Origin of the sequence: Streptomyces sp. NPDC088252, from assembly GCF_044740965.1 — a bacterium.
Taxonomy (GTDB): domain Bacteria; phylum Actinomycetota; class Actinomycetes; order Streptomycetales; family Streptomycetaceae; genus Streptomyces.
Map to the genome: position 1 here is coordinate 684,578 of NZ_JBIURS010000001.1, position 20,749 is coordinate 705,326.

At 69.8% G+C, this 20,749-nt stretch carries 18 protein-coding genes; 9 read left to right on the forward strand and 9 right to left on the reverse strand.

All coding sequences use genetic code 11. From position 1 onward, the window contains the following. Window positions 1-32: 32 nt before the first annotated feature. The 7 genes from ACIOHC_RS03005 to ACIOHC_RS03035 all read right to left on the reverse strand — a co-directional run bounded on the left by ACIOHC_RS03005 (window position 33) and on the right by ACIOHC_RS03035 (window position 7,830). Window positions 33-1,241, reverse strand: a complete 1,209-nt coding sequence (locus ACIOHC_RS03005; RefSeq protein WP_389635532.1) for an acyltransferase — start codon at window positions 1,239-1,241, stop codon at window positions 33-35. Further along, window positions 1,238-2,284, reverse strand: a complete 1,047-nt coding sequence (locus ACIOHC_RS03010) for an alpha/beta hydrolase (protein WP_351075784.1) — start codon at window positions 2,282-2,284, stop codon at window positions 1,238-1,240. The genes ACIOHC_RS03005 and ACIOHC_RS03010 overlap by 4 nt, the downstream gene beginning before the upstream one ends. 174 nt (window positions 2,285-2,458) lie before the next feature. Next, complete coding sequence (locus tag ACIOHC_RS03015) at window positions 2,459-3,142, reverse strand: response regulator transcription factor (protein WP_351075787.1); 684 nt, start codon at window positions 3,140-3,142, stop codon at window positions 2,459-2,461. Further along, window positions 3,139-4,485 carry a sensor histidine kinase gene (locus tag ACIOHC_RS03020; protein WP_365688296.1) on the reverse strand — a complete coding sequence of 449 codons (1,347 nt, stop codon included), beginning with the start codon at window positions 4,483-4,485 and terminating at the stop codon, window positions 3,139-3,141. Before ACIOHC_RS03020 ends, ACIOHC_RS03015 begins: the two co-directional genes overlap by 4 nt. 125 nt (window positions 4,486-4,610) lie before the next feature. Continuing rightward, the gene (locus ACIOHC_RS03025) at window positions 4,611-5,597 is read right to left on the reverse strand and encodes a DUF4429 domain-containing protein (protein WP_365688298.1); all 987 of its coding nucleotides are present in this window, start codon (window positions 5,595-5,597) and stop codon (window positions 4,611-4,613) included. A gap of 84 nt (window positions 5,598-5,681) precedes the next feature. Beyond that, complete coding sequence (locus tag ACIOHC_RS03030; RefSeq protein WP_365688300.1) at window positions 5,682-6,905, reverse strand: alpha/beta hydrolase; 1,224 nt, start codon at window positions 6,903-6,905, stop codon at window positions 5,682-5,684. A 232-nt stretch (window positions 6,906-7,137) separates the two neighbouring features. After that, the gene (locus tag ACIOHC_RS03035; RefSeq protein WP_365688302.1) at window positions 7,138-7,830 is read right to left on the reverse strand and encodes a TetR family transcriptional regulator; all 693 of its coding nucleotides are present in this window, start codon (window positions 7,828-7,830) and stop codon (window positions 7,138-7,140) included. Window positions 7,831-8,070: 240 nt separating this feature from the next. Here ACIOHC_RS03035 and ACIOHC_RS03040 point away from each other — a divergent pair, with 240 nt between their 5' ends. Both ACIOHC_RS03040 and ACIOHC_RS03045 read left to right on the forward strand, forming a co-directional pair. Next, on the forward strand, window positions 8,071-9,558 hold the full coding sequence (locus ACIOHC_RS03040) for an MFS transporter (protein WP_389635956.1): 1,488 nt from the start codon (window positions 8,071-8,073) through the stop codon (window positions 9,556-9,558). A 175-nt stretch (window positions 9,559-9,733) separates the two neighbouring features. Next, window positions 9,734-10,150 carry a peptidase inhibitor family I36 protein gene (locus ACIOHC_RS03045; protein WP_365688306.1) on the forward strand — a complete coding sequence of 139 codons (417 nt, stop codon included), beginning with the start codon at window positions 9,734-9,736 and terminating at the stop codon, window positions 10,148-10,150. 66 nt (window positions 10,151-10,216) lie between these two features. Here ACIOHC_RS03045 and aceE read toward each other — a convergent pair whose 3' ends face one another. Continuing rightward, window positions 10,217-12,958 (reverse strand): pyruvate dehydrogenase (acetyl-transferring), homodimeric type, encoded by a 2,742-nt coding sequence (gene aceE / locus ACIOHC_RS03050; protein ID WP_365688309.1) that lies wholly within the window; start codon window positions 12,956-12,958, stop codon window positions 10,217-10,219. A gap of 469 nt (window positions 12,959-13,427) precedes the next feature. Between aceE and ACIOHC_RS03055 the strand changes: the two genes are divergently transcribed. The 6 genes from ACIOHC_RS03055 to ACIOHC_RS03080 all read left to right on the forward strand — a co-directional run bounded on the left by ACIOHC_RS03055 (window position 13,428) and on the right by ACIOHC_RS03080 (window position 18,224). Next, window positions 13,428-13,865 carry a DUF3052 domain-containing protein gene (locus ACIOHC_RS03055; protein ID WP_351075805.1) on the forward strand — a complete coding sequence of 146 codons (438 nt, stop codon included), beginning with the start codon at window positions 13,428-13,430 and terminating at the stop codon, window positions 13,863-13,865. Window positions 13,866-14,144: 279 nt separating this feature from the next. Beyond that, on the forward strand, window positions 14,145-14,612 hold the full coding sequence (locus ACIOHC_RS03060; RefSeq protein ID WP_351075807.1) for a peroxiredoxin: 468 nt from the start codon (window positions 14,145-14,147) through the stop codon (window positions 14,610-14,612). Window positions 14,613-14,758: 146 nt separating this feature from the next. Next, window positions 14,759-15,334: a TerD family protein gene (locus ACIOHC_RS03065; protein ID WP_351075881.1), complete on the forward strand. Its 576-nt coding sequence runs from the start codon at window positions 14,759-14,761 to the stop codon at window positions 15,332-15,334. A gap of 166 nt (window positions 15,335-15,500) precedes the next feature. Next, window positions 15,501-16,076, forward strand: coding sequence for a TerD family protein (locus tag ACIOHC_RS03070; protein ID WP_351075809.1), 576 nt, complete (start codon window positions 15,501-15,503; stop codon window positions 16,074-16,076). Window positions 16,077-16,146: 70 nt separating this feature from the next. Then, window positions 16,147-17,286, forward strand: a complete 1,140-nt coding sequence (locus ACIOHC_RS03075) for a DUF475 domain-containing protein (protein ID WP_351075811.1) — start codon at window positions 16,147-16,149, stop codon at window positions 17,284-17,286. A 203-nt stretch (window positions 17,287-17,489) separates the two neighbouring features. Further along, window positions 17,490-18,224 (forward strand): Tellurium resistance, encoded by a 735-nt coding sequence (locus tag ACIOHC_RS03080; RefSeq protein ID WP_351075814.1) that lies wholly within the window; start codon window positions 17,490-17,492, stop codon window positions 18,222-18,224. A gap of 234 nt (window positions 18,225-18,458) precedes the next feature. Here ACIOHC_RS03080 and ACIOHC_RS03085 read toward each other — a convergent pair whose 3' ends face one another. Continuing rightward, window positions 18,459-19,346: a TerD family protein gene (locus ACIOHC_RS03085; RefSeq protein ID WP_401841128.1), complete on the reverse strand. Its 888-nt coding sequence runs from the start codon at window positions 19,344-19,346 to the stop codon at window positions 18,459-18,461. Between the two features lie 220 nt (window positions 19,347-19,566). Here ACIOHC_RS03085 and ACIOHC_RS03090 point away from each other — a divergent pair, with 220 nt between their 5' ends. Beyond that, a complete protein-coding gene (locus tag ACIOHC_RS03090) occupies window positions 19,567-20,730 on the forward strand; it encodes an HpcH/HpaI aldolase/citrate lyase family protein (RefSeq protein ID WP_351075819.1) in 1,164 nt (387 codons plus the stop codon). Window positions 20,731-20,749 lie beyond the last annotated feature (19 nt).

Below are 20,749 nucleotides of genomic sequence, written 5' to 3' on the forward strand. Positions count from 1 at the left end.
GGTGCGGGGCCGGGTCTCCCGGCCCCGCACCCCTACGCCAGCCCCAGCGCGTACACCGCGAACCCCGTCGCCAGCAGACCCGCCACCGCCCGGCGGGCGTTCGCCGCCCGCGTACCGGTCTGCCACGGGGCCTCGAACCGGCGCGCATACCGGGCGATCAGCACCAGCAGCCCCGCGAACACCGGCATCCACGCCATCCGGGCCAGGATCCAGCCGACCGTGTCGGGCCCGGTCGTCAGCCCCGGCACCGCGCCGGCGAACGACGCCGGGACCGCCGCGGCCAGCATCGCCGTCTGGTGCCAGCACAGGATCGTCATCGCGGACAGGTTGATGACGACGACCGGCGCCCACAGCAGCGGCTTGCGCAGCAGCCGGCCGATCCGGTCCCGCAGCAGGATCGCCGCACCGCTCTGTGCGGCGGCCAGCGCCAGGACGAGCAGCGACGGCGGGTGCGAGTTCGTCCGCGCCTCGCCGGGTACGCCGACCATCGACGCCGGGTAATGGAAGGCGAGCAGCAGCGCGGCGAACAACACCGTTCCGCCGATCAGCAACAGCCGGGCGCCCCGCCTGCCGATCCGGCCCTCGCCCCAGGAGACGCCGAGCTGGTACGCGAAGAGCCAGCCCGGAAGGATGTTCAGCACGCTCAGCCAGGACGGTATGGCGTCGGCGAACGGCCCGTACCGCAGGAAGTCGACGACGGCGACCGAGCCCAGCAGCGGCACGGCGGCCCAGCCGCCCCACTTCCGCGCGGCCTTGACGCAGTACGGGGTGAGCGCCGTGACCACCGTGTACACCCCGACGAACCACAACGGCTGGATCACCAGCGTCGACCCGGTCCGCAGGGTGTCTCCGGGCACGCCGAGCGTGCTCAGCACCGGGATCATCGCCGCCCAGACGGCGGTCACCCCGAGCACCGGCCTGCCGAGGCGGGCGACGCGTCCGCGCAGCCAGGCCCCGGTGGTGGACTTCCTCCGGTGGTACGAGAGCACGGAGGCGTACCCGCCGACCAGGAAGAAGATGCCCAGCATCTGAAGCACCCAGCTCACCGGGGCGAGAGCGCCGAATGTGGAGAGCGGGCTGGCGTTGTGCAGCGCGCCGTCGCCGTCGAGGCGGAAGCCGCCGAGCAGCCAGTGGCCGGTCGGGACGGCCAGCAGCGCGAGGGCGCGCAGGCCGTCGACGGCGCGGTCGCGATGGGCGGGGGTACGGGCGTCGATGCGCTCGGCGAGCGTGCTGAGGCTCATCGGGCTTCCCCCTCCGTGATCGAGGCGAAGGCGCGGAGCGAGTCCGTGCCGGGGGCGAAGTAGCCGGTGTGCCCGTGGGCGTCATGGGCCGGCACGCGGCGTGCGCCGAACTCCGGGCCGGTCGGATCGGGGCCGTGTCCCAGGCCCGCCACCTCGACGTTCGGTACGTCGTCGATCCAGTCCGTGGCGTCCTTGGCCGCCCAGACCCGGGCGGTGGTGTGCAGATTCTCGACGTCGTCGGCGCGCATCCCGGGCGAGCCGAGGACGACCAGGTCCGTGGCGCGCAGCCGGGACGCGGCGAGTCCGCACACGACGGAGCCGTAGCTGTGGCAGAACACGGCGGGCGCGGGCACGCCGTCGGCGGCCAGCCCGTCCGTGAACCGGGTCAGCCGGTCGGCGCCCGCCTCGGCGAGCGAGCCCGTCGCGGCATCGATGCCGATGCCGACGGGAGTGGTGTAGCCGGCCCAGGCGACGACCGCGCTGCCGCGTCCGGTCTCCGCGTACAAGGACTTCGCCATCCCCGCCGGAGTGCCGTACACATCGTTCGTACGGTCGAAGGTCCCGGCGTCGATGTCCGAACCCGGCACCACGACCGCCACATGGCGCGCGGTGCTCAGGTCCCCGAAGACCTCGGCGACCTGACCGCGTCCGCGCGGGTCGAAGGCGAGGATCTGGCGGTGTCCCGATCCGGTGAGATGGGTGTACCGGGGGTCGTGACCGGCCCGCAGGGAACGGGCGTTGGCCCGGTAGCGCAGTGCCACGGGTACGCCGTCCAGATTCCCGACGACGAGTGGGTGCCGTACGACCAGGGTCTGTTGCTGTGCCGCGGTCAACCCCCGGAAGAAACGGCTCACTTCGGCGGGGGTGGTCCGCTCCGGGTCCGGCAGCTCGCGCCCCAGCACCTGATCCGCACGCCAGGCCGCGGTCCCGGGAGGTGGCCCGGTCAGGGCGTGCTGCGCGTTCCCGGACGCCCAGCCGGCCGTCCCCGCCACCATGGTGGTCGCCAGCGCGACCGCGACCAGAGTCCTTGCGTAACGGCGCATCCCGCCCCTCCCTCTCCGGCTGACCCGGCTTCCGCACGCCGTTCGGCGCGACGGGGAGGAAGGTAGGAAGGCGGTGGGTGCGGGGGCGTCGCACCAGGGGGCCAAGTGCGGGGTGCTACCGGGGTAGGGGGTGTACTGGGGGCCTGCCGCAGGGGCGGGCGGGGGGAGACCCCCCTACTGCTCCCCGGGTACCACCACGCCCGCCTCGTAGGCGAAGATCACCGCCTGCGCGCGATCCCGCAGATCCAGCTTCGTCAGCACCCGCCCGATGTGGGTCTTCACCGTCTGCTCGGCCAGCACCAGCCGCCCGGCGATCTCCTGGTTGGACAGGCCCCGCGCGATCAGCTCCAGCACCTCCCGCTCGCGCGGAGTCAGCCCGTTCAGCCGCAGTGCCTGCCCGCTCCGGGCCGCCCCGGTCGGGCCCTGCCGGGCGAAGTCCGCGATCAGGCGGCGCGTCACGGACGGCGCGAGCAGCGCCTCGCCCGCCGCGACCACCCGTACCGCCGAGATCAGATCCGCCGGCGGCGCGTCCTTCAGCAGGAAGCCGGACGCCCCGGCGCGCAGCGCCTCGTACACGTAGTCGTCCACGTCGAACGTGGTGAGCATCAGCACCTTGGGCAGGTGCACCACGCCCACGGGCGGGTTCAGCAGCTCGCGGGCCGCCGCCAGGCCGTCCATCTCGGGCATCCGGACATCCATCAGGACCACGTCCGGGTGGACCCGCCGGCTGACGTCGATGCCCTGGCGCCCGTCCGGCGCCTCACCGACCACGTCGATGTCGCTCTGTGCCGCGAGCAGTGCCGCGAACCCCGCCCGCACCATGGCCTGGTCGTCGACGATGATCACGCGGATGGTCAAGAGTCCTCCGAGGTCGGGGGCGGAACCGGGGTGAGCGGCAGCCGCGCAGCCACCCGGAAGCCGCCGTCGGGCAGCGGTCCGGTGTCCAGCGTGCCGCCCGTCAACCGTACGCGTTCCCGCATGCCGACCAGACCGTGCCCGGTCCCGGTCGTCTCCAGTGGCGAACCGGGCTTCTCCGCCCGGTCGTTGACCACCAGCACGGTCAGATGCGCGCCGTCGGACGTGACCGACACCCGGGTCCGCGCACCGGGCGCGTGCCGGACCACGTTCGCCAGGGCCTCCTGCACGATCCGGTACGCCGACAGATCCACCGCCTGCGGTACGTCCGACACATCGGCGGCCAGGGCCAGTTCGGCCGGCAGCCCCGCCCGCACCGTCGCCTCCACCAACTGCTGCAGCCGGTCGAGCCCCGGCTGCGGCGCTCGCTCGCCCTCCGTGCCCTCGCTGCGCAGCACCGTCAGCAGCCGTCGCATCTCCGTGAGCGATTCCCGCGCGCTCGCCGCGATCGCGCCGAACTCCTCGACCGCCTCCTCGGGCAGCCCGCTGATCCGGTAGGGCGCGGAATCGGCCTGGACCGTGATGACGGACATGTGGTGCGCGACCACGTCGTGCAGCTCACGGGCGATCCGGGTGCGCTCCTCCAGCAGCGTCCGCTGCGCCCGCTCGGCCTCGCTGATGGTCTCCTGCTCGGCCAGCCGGCGCTGGGCGTCGCCCCGTTCCCGCAGCGCCGTGCCGATCACCAGGACCACTGCGCCGAGGATCACGAGCAGCAGTGCGCTGCCGTTGCTGCGCTCCGGCGAGACCAGGTGCAGGACCAGGCTCGCCGCGCCCGTCGCCACCCAGATCGCGGCCAGGGTCCGCCGGGTCTCGCGCAGGGCAAGCGCGAGCAGCAGGAAGAGGTAGCCGACCAGGGTGGGCGGGGGCCACGGCCAGATGGCGAACTCGCCGACCGGATGCCCGAGCAGCGCGAGCGCACCCAGGATGTCGGCGGGGAAGATGATCCACCAGGCCTGCAGCGGCCGGTGCGCCAGCATCAGGAGCGGCGCCGCCTGGGCGACGGCCAGGGCTCCCGCCAGTCCTCCGTTCACGCCGTACCCATGGGTCAGGACATTGATCGTGACCGGGATGAACGTCGAGACGAGAGCGAGGACGACGACGTACGGCAGCAGCCGCTGCCACCGCCTCGGCGCGTTCGCCAGGAGGGGGGTCGCGGGATGGGACGGGTGGGACAGCCCGTGGGCGAGCTCGCGCAGATTGCGCCGGGCGGCGCTCAGCAGGCCGTCGACGGGCGGCGGGGGCGTCCGGGGCGGCGTGGACGGCATGGGCGGCGGGGAAGTGGGCATGGCCCGATCAGCGTAGGCGCGGCGCGGCCGGGCGGGCGTCATACCGGGGTCCCGGTCCACCGCCGCGTCTTTCGTACGGGAGCACCACCGGCGGGCCGGAGCCCGGTCGGCGGGCACCGGGCCGGCTACAGCTCGGCGAGCAGCTGGGCCTTCTTCGCGCTGAACTCGTCGTCCGTCACCAGCCCCGCCCGGTGCAGTTCCCCGAGGTGCCGGATCCGCTCCGCGATGTCCGCGGGATCGCGCCGCCCCGCGCCCGCCAGGACGGCGGCCTGCGCGGCGGGCGCCGGCTGCTTCCTGCGTACGGACTCCAGTACGGCCGCGGCGAACGGCAGCGACTCGTGCACCGGGCCGTAGCCGAGGCCGAAGATCACCGAGGCCGGGTCCTGGTCGGCCCGGGTGGGATGGGGGGCCGTAGGCTGCGCGCTGCTCACCGTTCCCGTGCCGAGCCCCGCGCCCGTCTCCACGCCCGCGGTCATGCCGGAGCCGGCGGTCACGGCGAGGCCGCTGCCCGGCCCCGGAGCCGTACCCTCCAGACCTCTCGGAACCAGCCGCAGATAGCCGTCGAAGACCTCCGGCGAGCGCCACTCGACGCCGCTCAGCTCCGTCACCGCGAACGTCTGGTCACCGGCCTTCCACTTCGCCGTGGAGGCGCCCGTCCGGAACCAGCGGAACGAGATCCGGTCCCCGTCGAAGCTGGCCCGGCCGTCGTACGCCTTGAACTGCATCGGCGCCTCGGGGGCCGCGACCAGGAACCGCTCGGCGGGCTCCGCGGCGTCGACAGGGAGCAGGGCGCGCAGTTCGTCCGCGTAGTACTCGGCGAGCGTCTCGCGCTCGGCGGGCAGCACCAGCCGGTACGGATCGCAGCCGTCCTTGAGCTGCCCGGCCGCAGCCTCCAGCAACGGGTCGGCACCGGGTCTCGGCACCGCGTGCAGCACCACCGTGCCCCGCTTGCCCGGGGTCAGCGTCACCGACGACAGCGCCGCGTGCGGGACGCGGCGTTCACGCAGGCTCTGGAAGAGCTTCGGCGTGCGTATACCCCGTTCGAAGCGGATGAGCACGGAGTCGGTGTCGAACTCCCAGGTGGCATGAATTCCGGCCAGCACATCACCCATGTGCCTCATCGTATGCGGCACTTGCCCGCACGTCCCCCTTCGGCGTAGACCGCAATTTCCGGTCGGCTGCGGCGGCTGAAGCCCTCAGATCTTCAGGACGGGCTCCTGGCCGCCGGTGATTTGTTCGTGGCAGGCGCTGTCGGAGCTCGCACAGTTCACCGAGTCGTAGGCCCCCACGCCGATGGCGGCGAAGTTGCCGAGGCTCCCGGTGCCCGGCTCGAAATAGCCGCTGTGCCCGACCGCGTTGCCCGCCGAGACGATGCGCGCGCCGAAGCCCGGGTCGACCGGGTCGGCCCCGTGACCGAGCCCGCCGAGCTCCAGGTTCGGAACGTCCTCGATCCAGTCGCCGTGGTCCCGCGTCGCCCACACCCTGGCTTGGGTGCGCAGCTGCCGGGCGTTCTCCACGCGCATGCCGGGGCTGCCCGCGACCGCGATGTCGGTGACCCTGGACGGCAGTTCATGCGCGGCGACACCGCACAGCACCGAGCCGTAGCTGTGGCAGAACAAAGAGACCGGCGCGTTGCCGGGCAACGCGCCCACCAGGGCGTTCAGCCGGACCGCGCCGCGCTCGGCGAGATTCCCCAGGGCCGCGTCCACACCGATCCCGGCGGGCGTGGTGTAGTCGGCCCAGGCGATGACGGCGGTCCGGACGCCGGGGCGCACCGCGCGCTCCGCCGCGTACAGCGACTTCGCCATGCCGACGGGGGCGGCGTTCACCCTGGGCGCGGACCGCTCCAGCGTCAGCAGGTTGGTGTCGACGCCGGGGACGATCACGGAGATTCGCTGGGCCCGGTCGAGATCGCCGAACACCTCCGCGGCGCGGCCCTTTCCGGACGGGTCGAACGCGAGGATGTGCCGGCCGCGGTCGAGCATGGAGTCGAAGCGGTCCATCCGGCGGAGCGCCTCGGCGCGGCCGTCCGGGGAGAGCCTGGAGTCGTGCATGCGCTGCCGCTCGACCGTCCGTGCCGCCACCAGGGCCCGCTGGTTGGCGTGATAGCGCAGGGTGACCGGGGCACCGTTCAGATTGCCGACGACCAAGGGGTACTTGTCGGCCAGGGCGGTGCGCTGCGCGGCCGTCAGCGAGGCGAAGAACTGTGCCAGGCGGTACGGCGGCGCGTCGACGTCGGGCAGCGCGTGCCCGGCCACGTGGCCGCGCGCCCAGGCGGCGAGTGCGAGGGTGCGCGGCTCGTCGGTGCGCTGGTGACGCACGGCGGTCCAGCCCGTGGTGGTCAGCATCACGAACACGACCGCGACGGCGAGCAGCGCGCGCCATGCGGTGAGCGTGGGGGAGGAGTCGAAGGAAGTCACTCCGGCCCACATTAGGAGACGCGCGGCGGCAGCCGTGAAGAGGGTGACGCACATCACCCGGCTGTCGGGAATTCAAGGTCGGTGGTTTCACGCTGTGTTGGTGCGGCACGTACGCTCAGGCGCGCGGAGCGCCCTCGGAGCGTCGCATATGGCCGCCGGGGCACGGCTGTTGTGAAGTCGGTCATGTCATGACACTGAGGCGTACAGCACATCGGACGGAGCTTCCATGGCGTTACCCGAGCCCGGCGTCGGCTCCTGCCCGCCAGTTCCCGGCCAGTGCCGGGACGAGTTGGTCCAGGTACGCCTCGGTCAGCGCGCGCAGCGAGTCCACGCTGGCATCGTGCCCCTGCCCCCAGAGCTGTCCGGTCACCCGCATCACCCCGCTGAACGCGGCCACGGCGACCCTCGGCCGGGGGTCCGTCGCCACGTCGAGCCCCTCGCGCTCGGCGATCAGCAGGGCGATCCGGTTCTCCAGATCGATGCTGCGCCGCAGGTGGGCGGCGAGCAGCGACGGCGTCGACTCGATCATCCGGTACGTACGCATGTGAAGTTCGACCGTGACGATCGCCTCGATCGCCTCGCCGATGCTGTTCCAGGCGCAGAGGACCGCGCGGCGCATCGCCTCGAACGGGGCCTCTGCGGCGGGGCGGCGGCGCAGCTCCGAGAGGAAGTGCGACTCCACCATCTCCTGGAGGGCGAAGGCGACCTCCTCCTTGCTGGCGAAGTAGCGGAAGAAGGTGCGCTGGGAGACCTCGACCGCGTCGACGATCTGGTCGACGGTGGTCTCCTCGTACCCCTGGGCGATGAAAAGATCGAGGGCGGCGTGCAGCAGGGCGTCCCGGGTGCGTCGCTTCTTCCGTTCACGCAGTCCGGTCGGCCGTCCGCACTGCCCGGTCGGATGCACGGCCCGCTGCCCATCGGTCACTGAAGTGGTCCTCTTTCTCCCGCTCTTCCCAGCTCAGCGTATCTGTGAGCTACGTGACAGTTACTGACTTGTGAAATGGTTTGTCAACTGTCAGAGGCTGACACTAATCTCCCGGGCATGACTAGTCAGACCACCGTCGAAAAGGCGTCGCGGGAGCCGCAGAACAGCGCCGTGCCCGCACCTGCCAAGGGGCTGCGCGGCCACCCCTGGCTGACGCTCTTCTCCGTGGCCATCGGCGTGATGATGGTCGCGCTCGACGGCACGATCGTCGCGATCGCCAACCCCGCCATCCAGAAGGACCTGGGAGCATCGCTCGCCGACGTCCAGTGGATCACCAACGGCTACATGCTCGCCCTCGCGGTCTCCCTGATCACCGCGGGCAAGCTCGGTGACCGGTTCGGCCACCGTCAGACCTTCCTCATAGGTGTCGTGGGCTTCGCCGCGGCATCGGGAGCCATCGGCCTCTCCCACAGCGTCGCGCTGGTGATCGTGTTCCGGGTGCTCCAGGGCCTCTTCGGCGCCCTGCTGATGCCCGCCGCGCTCGGCCTGCTGCGCGCCACCTTCCCGGCCGAGAAGCTGAACATGGCGATCGGCATCTGGGGCATGGTGATCGGCGCCTCGACCGCGGGCGGACCGATCCTCGGCGGGGTGCTCGTCGAGCACGTCAGCTGGCAGTCCGTCTTCTTCATCAATGTGCCGGTCGGTGTGATCGCGCTCCTGCTGGGCCTGGTGATCCTCAAGGACCACCGCGCCGAGAACGCGCCGCGCTCCTTCGACATCGGTGGCATCGTGCTGTTGTCGCAGGCGATGTTCTGTCTGATCTGGGCCCTCATCAAGGGCTCGGAGTGGGGCTGGGGCGACTACAAGACGCTCGGCTTCCTGGGCGCCGCGGTGGTCCTGTTCGTGGTCTTCGCCTTCTCCCAGAAGAACGTCAGGGAGCCGCTGATCCCGCTGGCCATGTTCCGGTCCGTGCCGCTGTCGGCGGGCGCGGTCCTGATGGTCCTGATGGCCTTCGCCTTCATGGGCGGGCTGTTCTTCGTCACCTTCTACCTCCAGAACGTGCACGGTCTCAGCCCGATCGACAGCGGTCTGCACCTGCTGCCGCTGACCGGGATGATGATCGTCGCCTCGCCGCTCGCCGGCGCCATGATCACCAAGTTCGGCCCGCGGGTCCCGCTGGTCGGCGGCATGGTGTGCACGGCGGTCGCCATGTTCGGCATGTCCCAGCTGGACACCGGCACGGGCACCCTGACCATGTCGATCTGGTTCGGTCTGCTCGGTCTCGGCCTCGCCCCGGTGATGGTCGGCGCCACCGAGGTCATCGTCGGCAACGCCCCGATGGAGCTCTCCGGCGTCGCGGGCGGTCTGCAGCAGGCCGCCATGCAGGTCGGCGGCAGCCTCGGTACGGCGGTGCTGGGCGCGGTCATGGCCTCGCAGGTCAGCTCGAAGCTGCCCGACAACTGGAAGGCCGCACAGCTTCCGCCGCTCAGCCCGCAGCAGATGGACCAGGCGTCCTCGGCCGTCGAGGTCGGCATCCCGCCGGTGGGCGGGAACGTGCCGCCGGAGGTCGCGGGGAAGATCGCGGGCGTCGCCCACGACACGTTCGTGTCAGGCATGAGCACGGCGTTCATGGTCGCGGGCATCGTCGCGGTGGTCGCCGCGCTGGTCGCCACGCTCACCAAGCGCGGTGCGAATGCCGGGGCGGGCGCGGGCGCCGGTCACATCTGATCGCCCGTCACGACGCCACCGCGGCGTCAACACAGCGCGTACGACAGCCCCGCCGGACCGTTCCGGCGGGGCTGTCGCCTATCCGGGTGGCGTGGTCCGCGGCCCCTTCCCCGGACGCTGCCCCGCGGGTCAGGGTGCGAGCAACTGATTCGCACCACCACGGGGGTCGATTTTCATGCGCACGACCGTTCTTGCCGCCGCCCTGGCCGCAACCGCCCTGATCCCGCAGACCGCGGCCCACTCCGATATCCCGCGGGCCACCGTCCACTCCGCGATCCCACGGGCCGTGACCCACTCGGCGCCCGCCCGCCCCGGTGCCTGCGGAAGCGGGCAGCTCTGCCTCTGGGCGAAGCCGGACTTCACCGGAGCCCGGCAGATCCATGAGCTGTCCACGATCGACATCGACAGCTGCGTCCCGCTGCCGAAGGGCGGCAAGGCCCAGGCGCTCGCCAACCGCACCGGGCGGCCGGTCACCACGTACCAGTCGGCGGAGTGCGCCGAGACCGGTGAGTTCGAGACCTACCCGGGCGGTGGTACCTGGGTGCCCCAGTCCCCGTACCAGATCAGGGCCTTCAAGGTCTGGGAGAACTGACGCCGGACACGCCGAAGGGCGGCGGAACCAGGGGTTCCGCCGCCCTTCGGCCGTGATCCGCCGTGCTTACGCGTCGCCGCCGGCCGCGCCCGGGTCGGCCGCGGTCACATTCAGCAGCTCGTACCGGTCGATCGCCTGCTTCAGCAGCGAACGGTCGATCCGGTTCTCCTTCGCGAGCTCGGTGAGCACCGCGAGGACGATCGACTGCGCGTCGATGTGGAAGAACCGACGGGCCGCGCCACGGGTGTCGGCGAAGCCGAAACCGTCCGCACCCAGCGACTGGTACGCACCGGGCACCCAGCGTGCGATCTGGTCCGGCACGGAACGCATCCAGTCCGAGACCGCCACGAACGGTCCCTCCGAGCCGGAGAGCTTCTGCGTGACGTACGGGACGCGCTGCTCCTCCTCCGGGTGCAGCAGGTTGTACCGCTCCACGTCCACGGCCTCGCGGCGCAGCTCGTTCCAGGAGGTCGCCGACCAGACGTCCGCCCGCACGTTCCACTCGTCGGCGAGGATCCGCTGCGCCTCGACCGCCCACGGGACGGCCACACCGGACGCCATGATCTGGGCCGGGATCTCGCCCCGCTCGGCGGCCTTGTAGCGGTACACGCCCTTGAGGATGCCTTCGACATCCACGTTCTCGGGCTCGGCCGGGTGCTGGATCGGCTCGTTGTAGACGGTGAGGTAGTAGAAGACGTCCTCGTTCTCCTCGGGGATCCCGCCGTACATCCGACGCAGACCGTCCTTGACGATGTGCGCGATCTCATAGCTGAACGCCGGGTCGTACGCGACGCAGCCCGGGTTGGTCGAGGCGAGCAGCTGCGAGTGGCCGTCCGCGTGCTGGAGACCCTCGCCGGTCAGCGTCGTACGACCGGCGGTCGCACCCAGCACGAAGCCGCGCGCGAGCTGGTCGGCCATCTGCCAGAACTGGTCGCCGGTGCGCTGGAAACCGAACATCGAGTAGAAGACGTACACCGGGATCAGCGGCTCGCCGTGCGTGGCGTACGCGGAACCGGCGGCGATCAGCGAGGCCGTGCAGCCGGCCTCGGAGATGCCGTCGTGCAGCATCTGACCGGTCGGCGACTCCTTGTACGCGAGCAGCAGATCGCGGTCGACCGCCTCGTACTGCTGACCGAGCGGGTTGTAGATCTTCGCGCTCGGGAAGAACGCGTCCATGCCGAAGGTGCGGTACTCGTCGGGTGCGATCAGCACGAAGCGCTTGCCGATCTCCTTGTCCCGCATGAGGTCCTTCAGGATGCGGACGAACGCCATGGTGGTGGCGATCGACTGCTGCCCCGAACCCTTCTTCGCGGTCGCGTAGGTCTTGTCCTCGGGGAGAACCAGCGGCTTCGCGCGCACCACACGGGTCGGGACGTAACCGCCCAGGCCCTTGCGGCGGTCGTGCATGTACTGGATCTCCTCCGAGTCGCGGCCCGGGTGGTAGTAGGGCGGGTAGCCCTCGTCCAGCTGCTTGTCCGTGATCGGGATGTGCAGCCGGTCGCGGAACCGCTTGAGGTCCTCGACCGTGAGCTTCTTCATCTGGTGGGTCGCGTTGCGGCCCTCGAAGTTCGGCCCCAGCGTCCAGCCCTTGACGGTCTGCGCCAGGATCACCGTCGGCTGGCCCTTGTGGGCCTTGGCCGCCGCGTAGGCCGCGTAGACCTTCCTGTGGTCGTGACCGCCGCGGCCCAGGTGCAGGATCTGGTCGTCGGTCATGTCCTTGACCATGTCGCGCAGCCGCGGGTCGTCCCCGAAGAAGTGCTCACGGATGTACGCGCCGGACTCGGTGGCGTACGTCTGGAACTGGCCGTCCGGCGTGGTGTTCAGCTTGTTGACCAGGATGCCCGTGCGGTCCTGCGCGAGCAGCGGGTCCCAGGAGCGGTCCCAGACCAGCTTGATGACGTTCCATCCGGCACCCCGGAACTGCGACTCCAACTCCTGGATGATCTTGCCGTTGCCGCGCACCGGGCCGTCGAGGCGCTGCAGGTTGCAGTTGACCACGAAGGTCAGGTTGTCCAGGCCCTCACGGGCGGCGATGGAGAGCTGGCCGAGCGACTCGGGCTCGTCCATCTCGCCGTCGCCCAGGTAGGCCCAGACATGGGACGCGGAGGTGTCGGCGATGCCGCGCGCCTCCATGTAGCGGTTCATCCGGGCCTGGTAGATCGCGCCGAGCGGGCCGAGACCCATCGAGACCGTCGGGAACTCCCAGAAGTCCGGCATCAGCCGCGGGTGCGGGTAGCTGGACAGACCGTTCGGCGCCTTCGACTTCTCCTGGCGGAAGGCGTCGAGCTGCGCCTCGCTCAGCCGGTCGAGCAGGAAGGCGCGGGCGTAGATGCCCGGGGACGCGTGCCCCTGGAAGAAGATCTGGTCGCCGCCCAGACCGTCGTCCTTGCCCCGGAAGAAGTGGTTGAAGCCCACGTCGTACAGCGAGGCCGAGGAGGCGAAGGTGGCGATGTGACCGCCGACACCGATCCCCGGGCGCTGGGCGCGCGACACCATCACGGCCGCGTTCCAGCGGGTCGCGTTGAGGATTTTGCGCTCGATCTCCTCGTCGCCGGGGAAGAACGGCTCGTCCTTCGTGGCGATCGTGTTCACGTAGTCCGTGCTGCGCATCTCCGGCACGGCGACGCGCTTCTCGCGCGCACGCTCGATCAGCCGGAGCATCAGGTAACGGGCCCGCTCACGGCCTCGCTCGTCGACCGCGGCGTCGAGCGAGTCGAGCCATTCCTGGGTCTCTTCGGGATCGAAGTCCGGGACCTGGCTCGGCAGGCCGCCAATGATGATCGGGTTGCGATCGGATCCGGAAGCCACGCTGTTCCTTCGCTGTTCGGTGCTGCTCTACAGGGCCTGGCCACGGGAGGACATGCCCCCGAGGTGTATGCATGTACGCCATCACCATCGTGTACCGCGAGGGCGTAAACGTCATCTCTACCGAGAGGTAACCGCCGTGTTGCGAGACATCACGTCCGGAGCGCGGGGATGGGCTGGTCCAAACCGCAACCATACGCCCAACCCGTCCAAGCGTTCCCAAAGGATGTTCGACTCCGAATGGCGGACCGAAACGGCATAAGCTGTGGAAGGACGTAAAGGGTGCGGACGGTGGCGCGGCCCCCGCAGGGGACCTGCCGACAGTGCGGCGACGTGGCAGGGAACGTCACCGTTTAGGCGGTCTCGGACGCTGGGTACTTGCGCGATCCGCCGCTCCCGTGTGGACTACGGCCAACGCCCCGCGCACGCGCGTGGCTGAAGCATTTTCCGAAACATGATCAGGAGGCAACCCGTGAGCGCGACCGCGGACCACGCGGAGGAGCGGACCAACCCGGCAGCACGCCTGGGGTTCGAGCCCGGACAGGTGGTCCAGGAGATCGGCTACGACGACGACGTCGAGCAGGAGCTCCGTGAGGGCATTGAGGCCACTATCGGCCAGGAACTCGTCGACGAGGACTACGACGACGTCGCAGACGTCGTACTGCTGTGGTTCCGCGACGAGGACGGCGACCTTACGGACGCGCTGGTGGATGCCATTGGTCTGATCGAGGACGGCGGCGCGGTCTGGCTGATGACGCCGAAGACCGGCCGTGACGGATACGTCGAACCGAGCGACATCAACGAGTCTGCGCAGACCGCCGGTCTCTCCCAGACCAAGAGCATCAATGCGGGCAAGGACTGGACGGGCAGCCGTCTGGTCACACCGAAGGCGGCCCGAGCCAAGCGCTGAACGGCATTCGCCACACACCCGCCCCGAAGGCCCCCGACGGCATGAGCACGCGCCGCCGGGGGCCTTCCGCGTGAGCGGAGTCGTGCGGCGCGGTACAGGCTGCCGGGCCCGCCCGTGCACGCCCCGCCGGCCCGCGCGGGGCGAGGCCCTGCGTCCGTGCGGGCCCGGCGGGGCGCAGGATGCCCCGTGCGGGTGCTGCGTGGCCCGCTGCGGACCCTGCGTAGGGTGGGAGCCACCCGGACAGCCCAGCCCGGTGAACGTAGCGAAGGGACGCGTCTCATGGCGATCGAGGTCGGCACCAAGGCCCCGGACTTCGAGCTGAAGGACAACCACGGCCGGACCGTGAAGCTCTCCGATTTTTGGGGTCCTCGCGGCGCCAAGAATGTCGTGCTGCTGTTCTACCCGTTCGCCTTCACCGGCGTGTGCACGGGTGAGCTCTGCGCGCTGCGGGACGAGCTGCCGAAGTTCGAGAACGACGACACGCAGCTGCTCGCCGTCTCCAACGACTCCATCCACACCCTGCGTGTGTTCGCCGAGCAGGAAGGCATCGAGTACCCGCTGGTCTCGGACTTCTGGCCGCACGGCGAGACCTCGCGGGCGTACGGCGTCTTCGACGAGGAGAAGGGCTGCGCGGTGCGCGGCACCTTCATCATCGACAAGGAGGGTGTGGTGCGCTGGACCGTCGTCAACGGCCTGCCCGACGCGCGGGACCTCAACGACTACATCAAGGCGCTCGACGCGCTCTGACCGCGAGCGGCGGATCTGCGGGCGTCCTGACCAAAAGCCTGCTTTGGCCGGGAACCGGTCACTAGGATCCACTCGTTGATCGGATGCCAACGCAACGTGGAGGCGCCGGCGCCCGCCGGCCCCCAAGGAAACCAATGGGAGGACTCGTGGGAGTCAGCCTCAGCAAGGGCGGCAACGTCTCGCTGACCAAGGCCGCGCCCAACCTGACCGCGGTCACCGTCGGTCTGGGCTGGGACGCCCGCACCACCACCGGTGGTGACTTCGACCTCGACGCCAGCGCCCTGCTGACGAACGCGGAGGGCAAGGTCGGCAACGACGGCAACTTCGTCTTCTTCAACAACCTCAAGAGCCCCGACGGCTCCGTCGAGCACACCGGTGACAACCTCACCGGTGAGGGCGAGGGCGACGACGAGGTCATCAAGGTGAACCTGTCCGGCGTTCCTGCCGATGTCGACAAGATCGTCTTCCCGGTCTCGATCTACGAGGCCGAGACCCGCCAGCAGAGCTTCGGCCAGGTGCGCAACGCGTACATCCGCGTCGTCAACCAGGCCGACAACAGCGAGCTGGCGCGCTACGACCTGAGCGAGGACGCCTCGACGGAGACCGCCATGGTCTTCGGCGAGCTGTACCGCAACGGGGCGGAGTGGAAGTTCCGCGCCATCGGCCAGGGCTACGCCTCGGGGCTGCGCGGCATCGCGCAGGACTTCGGCGTCAACGTCTGAGAAGGCGCGACCGGGCCGAGCCGTCGAGGAGCGGCCCGGGTCACGCAGGCATGCGTTCCGTCCGGCGCCGCACCTCGTGCGGCGCCGGACGCGCTCGACAGCCGGCTCACCGGCTCACCGGCTCACCGGATCAACAGACGGTTCATCGACTCGGGGAGGACACACCATGGGCGTCACACTCGCCAAGGGAGGCAACGTCTCCCTCTCCAAGGCCGCACCCAACCTCACCCAGGTGCTGGTCGGGCTCGGCTGGGACGCACGATCCACCACGGGCGCCGACTTCGACCTCGACGCCAGCGCGCTGCTGTGCCAGTCGGGCCGGGTGCTCGGCGATGAATGGTTCGTGTTCTACAACAACCTCACGAGCCCCGACGGCTCCGTGGAGCACACCGGCGACAACCTCACGGGTGAGGGCGAGGGCGACGACGAGTCGGTCATCGTGAACCTCGCTCAGGTGCCCGCGCACTGCGACAAGATCATTTTTCCGGTCTCGATCCATGATGCGGACAACCGGGGGCAGACCTTCGGCCAGGTCGGCAATGCGTTCATCCGCGTGGTGAACCAGGCGGACGGCCAGGAACTCGCGCGTTACGACCTCACCGAGGACGCGTCGACGGAAACCGCGATGATCTTCGGCGAGCTCTATCGGTACAACGGCGAGTGGAAGTTCCGCGCAGTGGGACAGGGGTACGCGTCGGGACTGCGCGGTATCGCTCTAGACTTTGGGGTCAACGTTTCGTAAAGCCGCGCACAGCGCGGGGGAGCCCCGCACACACCCGGGGGAGACCCGTTCATACACGATGGGGTAGCCAGTGCTTCTGAAAACCTTCGGCTGGTCGTTCGCGATTACCGCGCTCGGCCTGGTCGCAGCGGTGTTCTACGGAGGGTGGCAGGCTCTCGGCGTAGTCGCGATCCTTTCCGTCCTCGAGATCTCGCTGTCCTTCGACAACGCGGTGGTCAACGCCGGAATCTTGAAGAAGATGAATGCCTTCTGGCAGAAGATCTTCCTCACGGTCGGCGTGCTCATCGCGGTCTTCGGCATGCGGCTGGTGTTCCCCGTCGTGATCGTGGCGATCACCGCCAAGATGGGCCCGATCGAAGCAGTCGATCTTTCGTTCAACCAGCCCGACCGGTACCAGGAACTCGTCACGGACGCCCACCCGGCGATTGCCGCCTTCGGTGGCATGTTCCTTCTGATGATCTTCCTCGACTTCATTTTCGAGGACCGTGACATCCAGTGGCTGCGCTGGATCGAGCGCCCGCTCGCCAAGCTCGGCAAGGTCGACATGCTGTCGGTCTGCATCGCGCTGATCGTGCTGCTGATCACGGCCCTGACCTTCGCGACGAACGCGCACCAGCACGGCGGCGGCCACGCGGACAAGGCGGAGACCGTCCTGCTCGCCGGAGTCGCGGGTCTGATCACGTACCTCATCGTCGGCGGTCTCTCGGGCTTCTTCGAGAACAGGCTGGAGGAAGAGGAGGAGCGGGAGGCCGAGGCCGAGGAGGAGGCCAGGAAGAGCGGCAAGAAGATCTCCGCGATCGCGCTTTCCGGCAAGGCCGCGTTCTTCATGTTCCTCTACCTGGAAGTGCTCGACGCCTCCTTCTCGTTCGACGGTGTCATCGGCGCCTTCGCCATCACCAACGAGATCGTGCTGATGGCCCTCGGCCTCGGTATCGGTGCCATGTACGTCCGTTCGCTGACGGTCTACCTGGTCCGTCAGGGCACGCTCGACGACTACGTCTACCTGGAGCACGGCGCCCACTACGCCATCGGCGCGCTGGCCGTCATTCTGCTCGTCACCATCCAGTACCAGATCAACGAGATCATCACCGGGCTTGTCGGCGTCGTGCTGATCGCCTGGTCCTTCTGGTCCTCGGTCCGGCGCAACAAGGCGCTGGAGGCCGCGGGCGACGACGCGGATTCCAGGGAAGAGGTTCCGTCCGGGGTGTGACCCGGCAGTAATGTCCGTCCGGGGTGTGACCCGGGAGGAATTGAGGAACGCTCTCAGCGGGGCGGTCCGCACGGCGACGGTTCTCCGGTATCACCGGGACCCGGCCCGGCGGCCGCCCCGCAGTGATGTGGGTGACCTGTGCGACGCATGGGGCGGCCACCGGGCCGGGGAACTTTTTCTACCGATACGTGTGGGGGTTGGGGATGGCGTTCTGGGACAGCTTGTGGCCACGACGTGAGACACAGTTCGAGTCGGGCAACGCGTCGACCAACTCCATCGTGCTCTCCAGGCGGCACGCGACGGTCTCGCTCACCAAGCAGGGCGCGCTGACCGGCAATCTGCGGGTCAACCTCTCCTGGCGGATGCGTACGTCGGACATCGAGGGCAGGTCGCGGCAGAGTGGCCGGCTGCTGCGGCCCATGCAGCTCTTCAAGCCCGACGTGGTCCAGGCACACACCCAGGGCGTGGTCAACGTCGACCTGGACCTGGGCTGCATGTACGAGCTGAAGGACGGCACCAAGGGCGTGGTCCAGCCGCTGGGCAACCTCATCGGCGACCTCAACGCACCGCCGTACATCCGGCTCAGCGGGGACGACCGCTTCGGGGCGCCGTCGGGCGAGACCGTCTACGTCAATCTGGACCAGCGCGACCAGATCAAACGGCTGCTGTTCTTCGTCTACATCTACGACCAGACGCCGGCTTTCGACCGTACGCACGCCAAGGTGACGCTCTACCCGGGCAACGGCCCGCGGATCGAGATCGAACTCGACGAGCACGCCCCGGAGGCCCGGTCCTGCGCCGTGTTCACGGTGGAGAACGTCAAGGACGAGCTGATCGTGCGGCGCGAGGTGAAGTTCGTGTACGGATTCCAGTCGGAGCTGGACCGGCTGTACGGCTGGGGCATGCAGTGGGGCCGCGGCTACAAGTCCCGGGCCTGAGAGCCTGTCGGGCGGCCTCTGATCGGGCGGCCACGCCCTGGTACGCACGCTTCCGGCGCCTTGGAATCGCACGCACCAGACCGCGTCTGCCGTCCGGTCGAATGCCGCCCGACAGGCTCTGAGCGGTGCTCCTGCCCGTCGGCGGCAGCTGGGCCGTGGCCATGGGTGGCTCGGTCGGCCGGTGGCCGTACCTCGGCCGCCGCGGGGCGCCCTCTCGGCTGTCGCGGGACCGCCTCAGGACCGTATGAACTGCGGCCCCTGCGGTGGCAGCACGAAATTCGGGTCGGGGGCGGGCGCGGCGGTCGCGGCCGGCTGTGGATAGCTGTAGGCGGGCTGAGCGGTGGCCGGCTGCGGATACCCGTACGCGGGCCGGGGAGCGTACTGGGGAGCCGGCTGGGCCGCCGCGGGCTGCGGGTATCCGTAGGCCGGCTGCTGGTGCTGGACCGTGACCTGGGAGTCGTTGCCCAAGGCCGGTGCGGGCGGGAACAGGGGCGCGGGCGGCGCCGCCGACGGGTGTGCGGCCACGGGAGAGGGAGGAGTCATGGACGAGGGAGACGGATCGGGCTCCGCCGCGGCCTCCGACTCGTCCACCGAGATGCCGAAAGCGGTCGCCAGACCCACCAGACCGGTCGGATAGCCCTGTGCCACGGCCCGGAATTTCCAGCCATCGCCGCGCCGGTAGAGCTCGCCGCAGATGATCGCCGTCTCCTCGCCGGTCTCCGGCCGCACGTCGAAGACGGCGAGCGGATCCCCGCCCGCCGACGCCGCGTCGTACAGCAGGATGCGCAGGTCGTGCACCTGAGCGAATGCGGCTCCGTCGGAGGACGCGGCGACGACCACCTGCTCGACCGAGGCGTCGAGCGCGTTGAGGTCCGCCTCGATGCTGTCCGTGAGCCCTTCGGGAACGCTGCGCTTCGGCAGCCGTCGTACCAGGCCGGAGGGGTGACGGGGCTGGTTGTAGAAGACGAAGTCCTCGTCCGAGCGCACGCGGCCACCGGCTCCGAGCAACAGGGCCGAGGCGTCCACATCCGGAACCCCGGCCCCCGGGGTCCAGCGCAGCACGGCCCGTACGGCCAAGGCGTTCAGAGGGACGTTCGAGCCTTTCACCATCGCGTGCGTCATGCCCGTCATCCTGCCTGCTGGCTGCCCGCGTGGACAATGTGGGGGTCGTGCCGGGTGTCTCGGCGGTGCGTCGGAACCACGTCGTCCGCAGTGCGTCGACCCGTCGGGAAATGGACGAGTTACCTGGAGTTCATGCCTGCGGGGAACTGTTGACACCCGTCCGTACGTACTATTACCGGCCATACGTCGTCCGGCCGGTCAGGCAGTTCGGGGGAATCACATGCGTCATTTCGGGCATATTGCGCCCGCTGCGAGAGAGGGTCTGTTCTTCCAGGAGCCGTGCGAATTCGGCGCCGGCTCACCGGCCCGCGTGCTTTCGGCCGCCCTGGGAGCGACCCTGTACAGCCCTGCCACCAGGCCGAGGCTTGCTGACGACGTCATCAAGCAGGTCGGGCGCGGTGTCGTCTCGATGGTGCTGTGCCTGGAGGATTCGATCGACGACTCCGAGGTCGTCGGTGCCGAGGAGAACCTGGTCAGACAGTTCGCCGACCTCGACGCGCGCGGTGTGGGTGTGCCCCTGCTCTTCATCCGGGTCCGGGAGCCGGGCCAGATAGCGGACCTGGTGGACCGGCTCGGTCGCACCGTCCGGTTGTTGTCTGGTTTTGTACTTCCGAAGTTCACCGAAGAGTGCGGCGTGCCGTACCTGGAGGCACTCGCCAACGCCGAGAAGGTGTGCGGGCAGCGCCTGTTCGCGATGCCCGTTCTCGAATCGCCCGAACTGCTGCATCTGGAGACCCGTGGCGAAGCGCTCCGGGGAATAGCCCGCACCGTCGACAAGTACCGCGAGCGGGTCCTCGCGCTGCGGCTCGGCGTCACCGACTTCTGCTCGGCGTACGGGCTCCGCAGGGCGCCCGACATGACGGCCTACGACGTACAGATCGTCGCCGCCGTCATCGGCGACGTGGTCAACGTCCTGGGCCGGGCGGACGGCACCGGCTTCACGATCACCGGACCGGTGTGGGAGTACTTCCGGCTCCAGGAGCGCATGTTCAAACCGCAACTGCGCCGCAGTCCCTTCCTGGAGGGGCGGGCCGAGGAACTGCGCACAGCACTGATCGAGCACGACCTCGACGGCCTGCTGCGCGAGATCGAGCTCGACCGGGCCAACGGCCTGCTCGGCAAGACCTGCATCCATCCGTCGCACGTCGCGCCGGTGCATGCGCTGTCCGTGGTCAGTCATGAAGAGTTCAGTGACGCGCAGGACATCCTGCGGCCGGAGCGTGACGGCGGTGGCGTGATGCGGTCGGCGTACACGAACAAGATGAATGAAGTGAAGCCGCACCGCGCCTGGGCCGAGCGGACCCTGCAGCGGGCCGAGGTCTTCGGCGTGGCGAGGGAGGACGTCGGCTTCGTGGAACTGCTGGCCGCAGGCCTCGCGGAATGAGCGCGGCTCGGGGATTGAA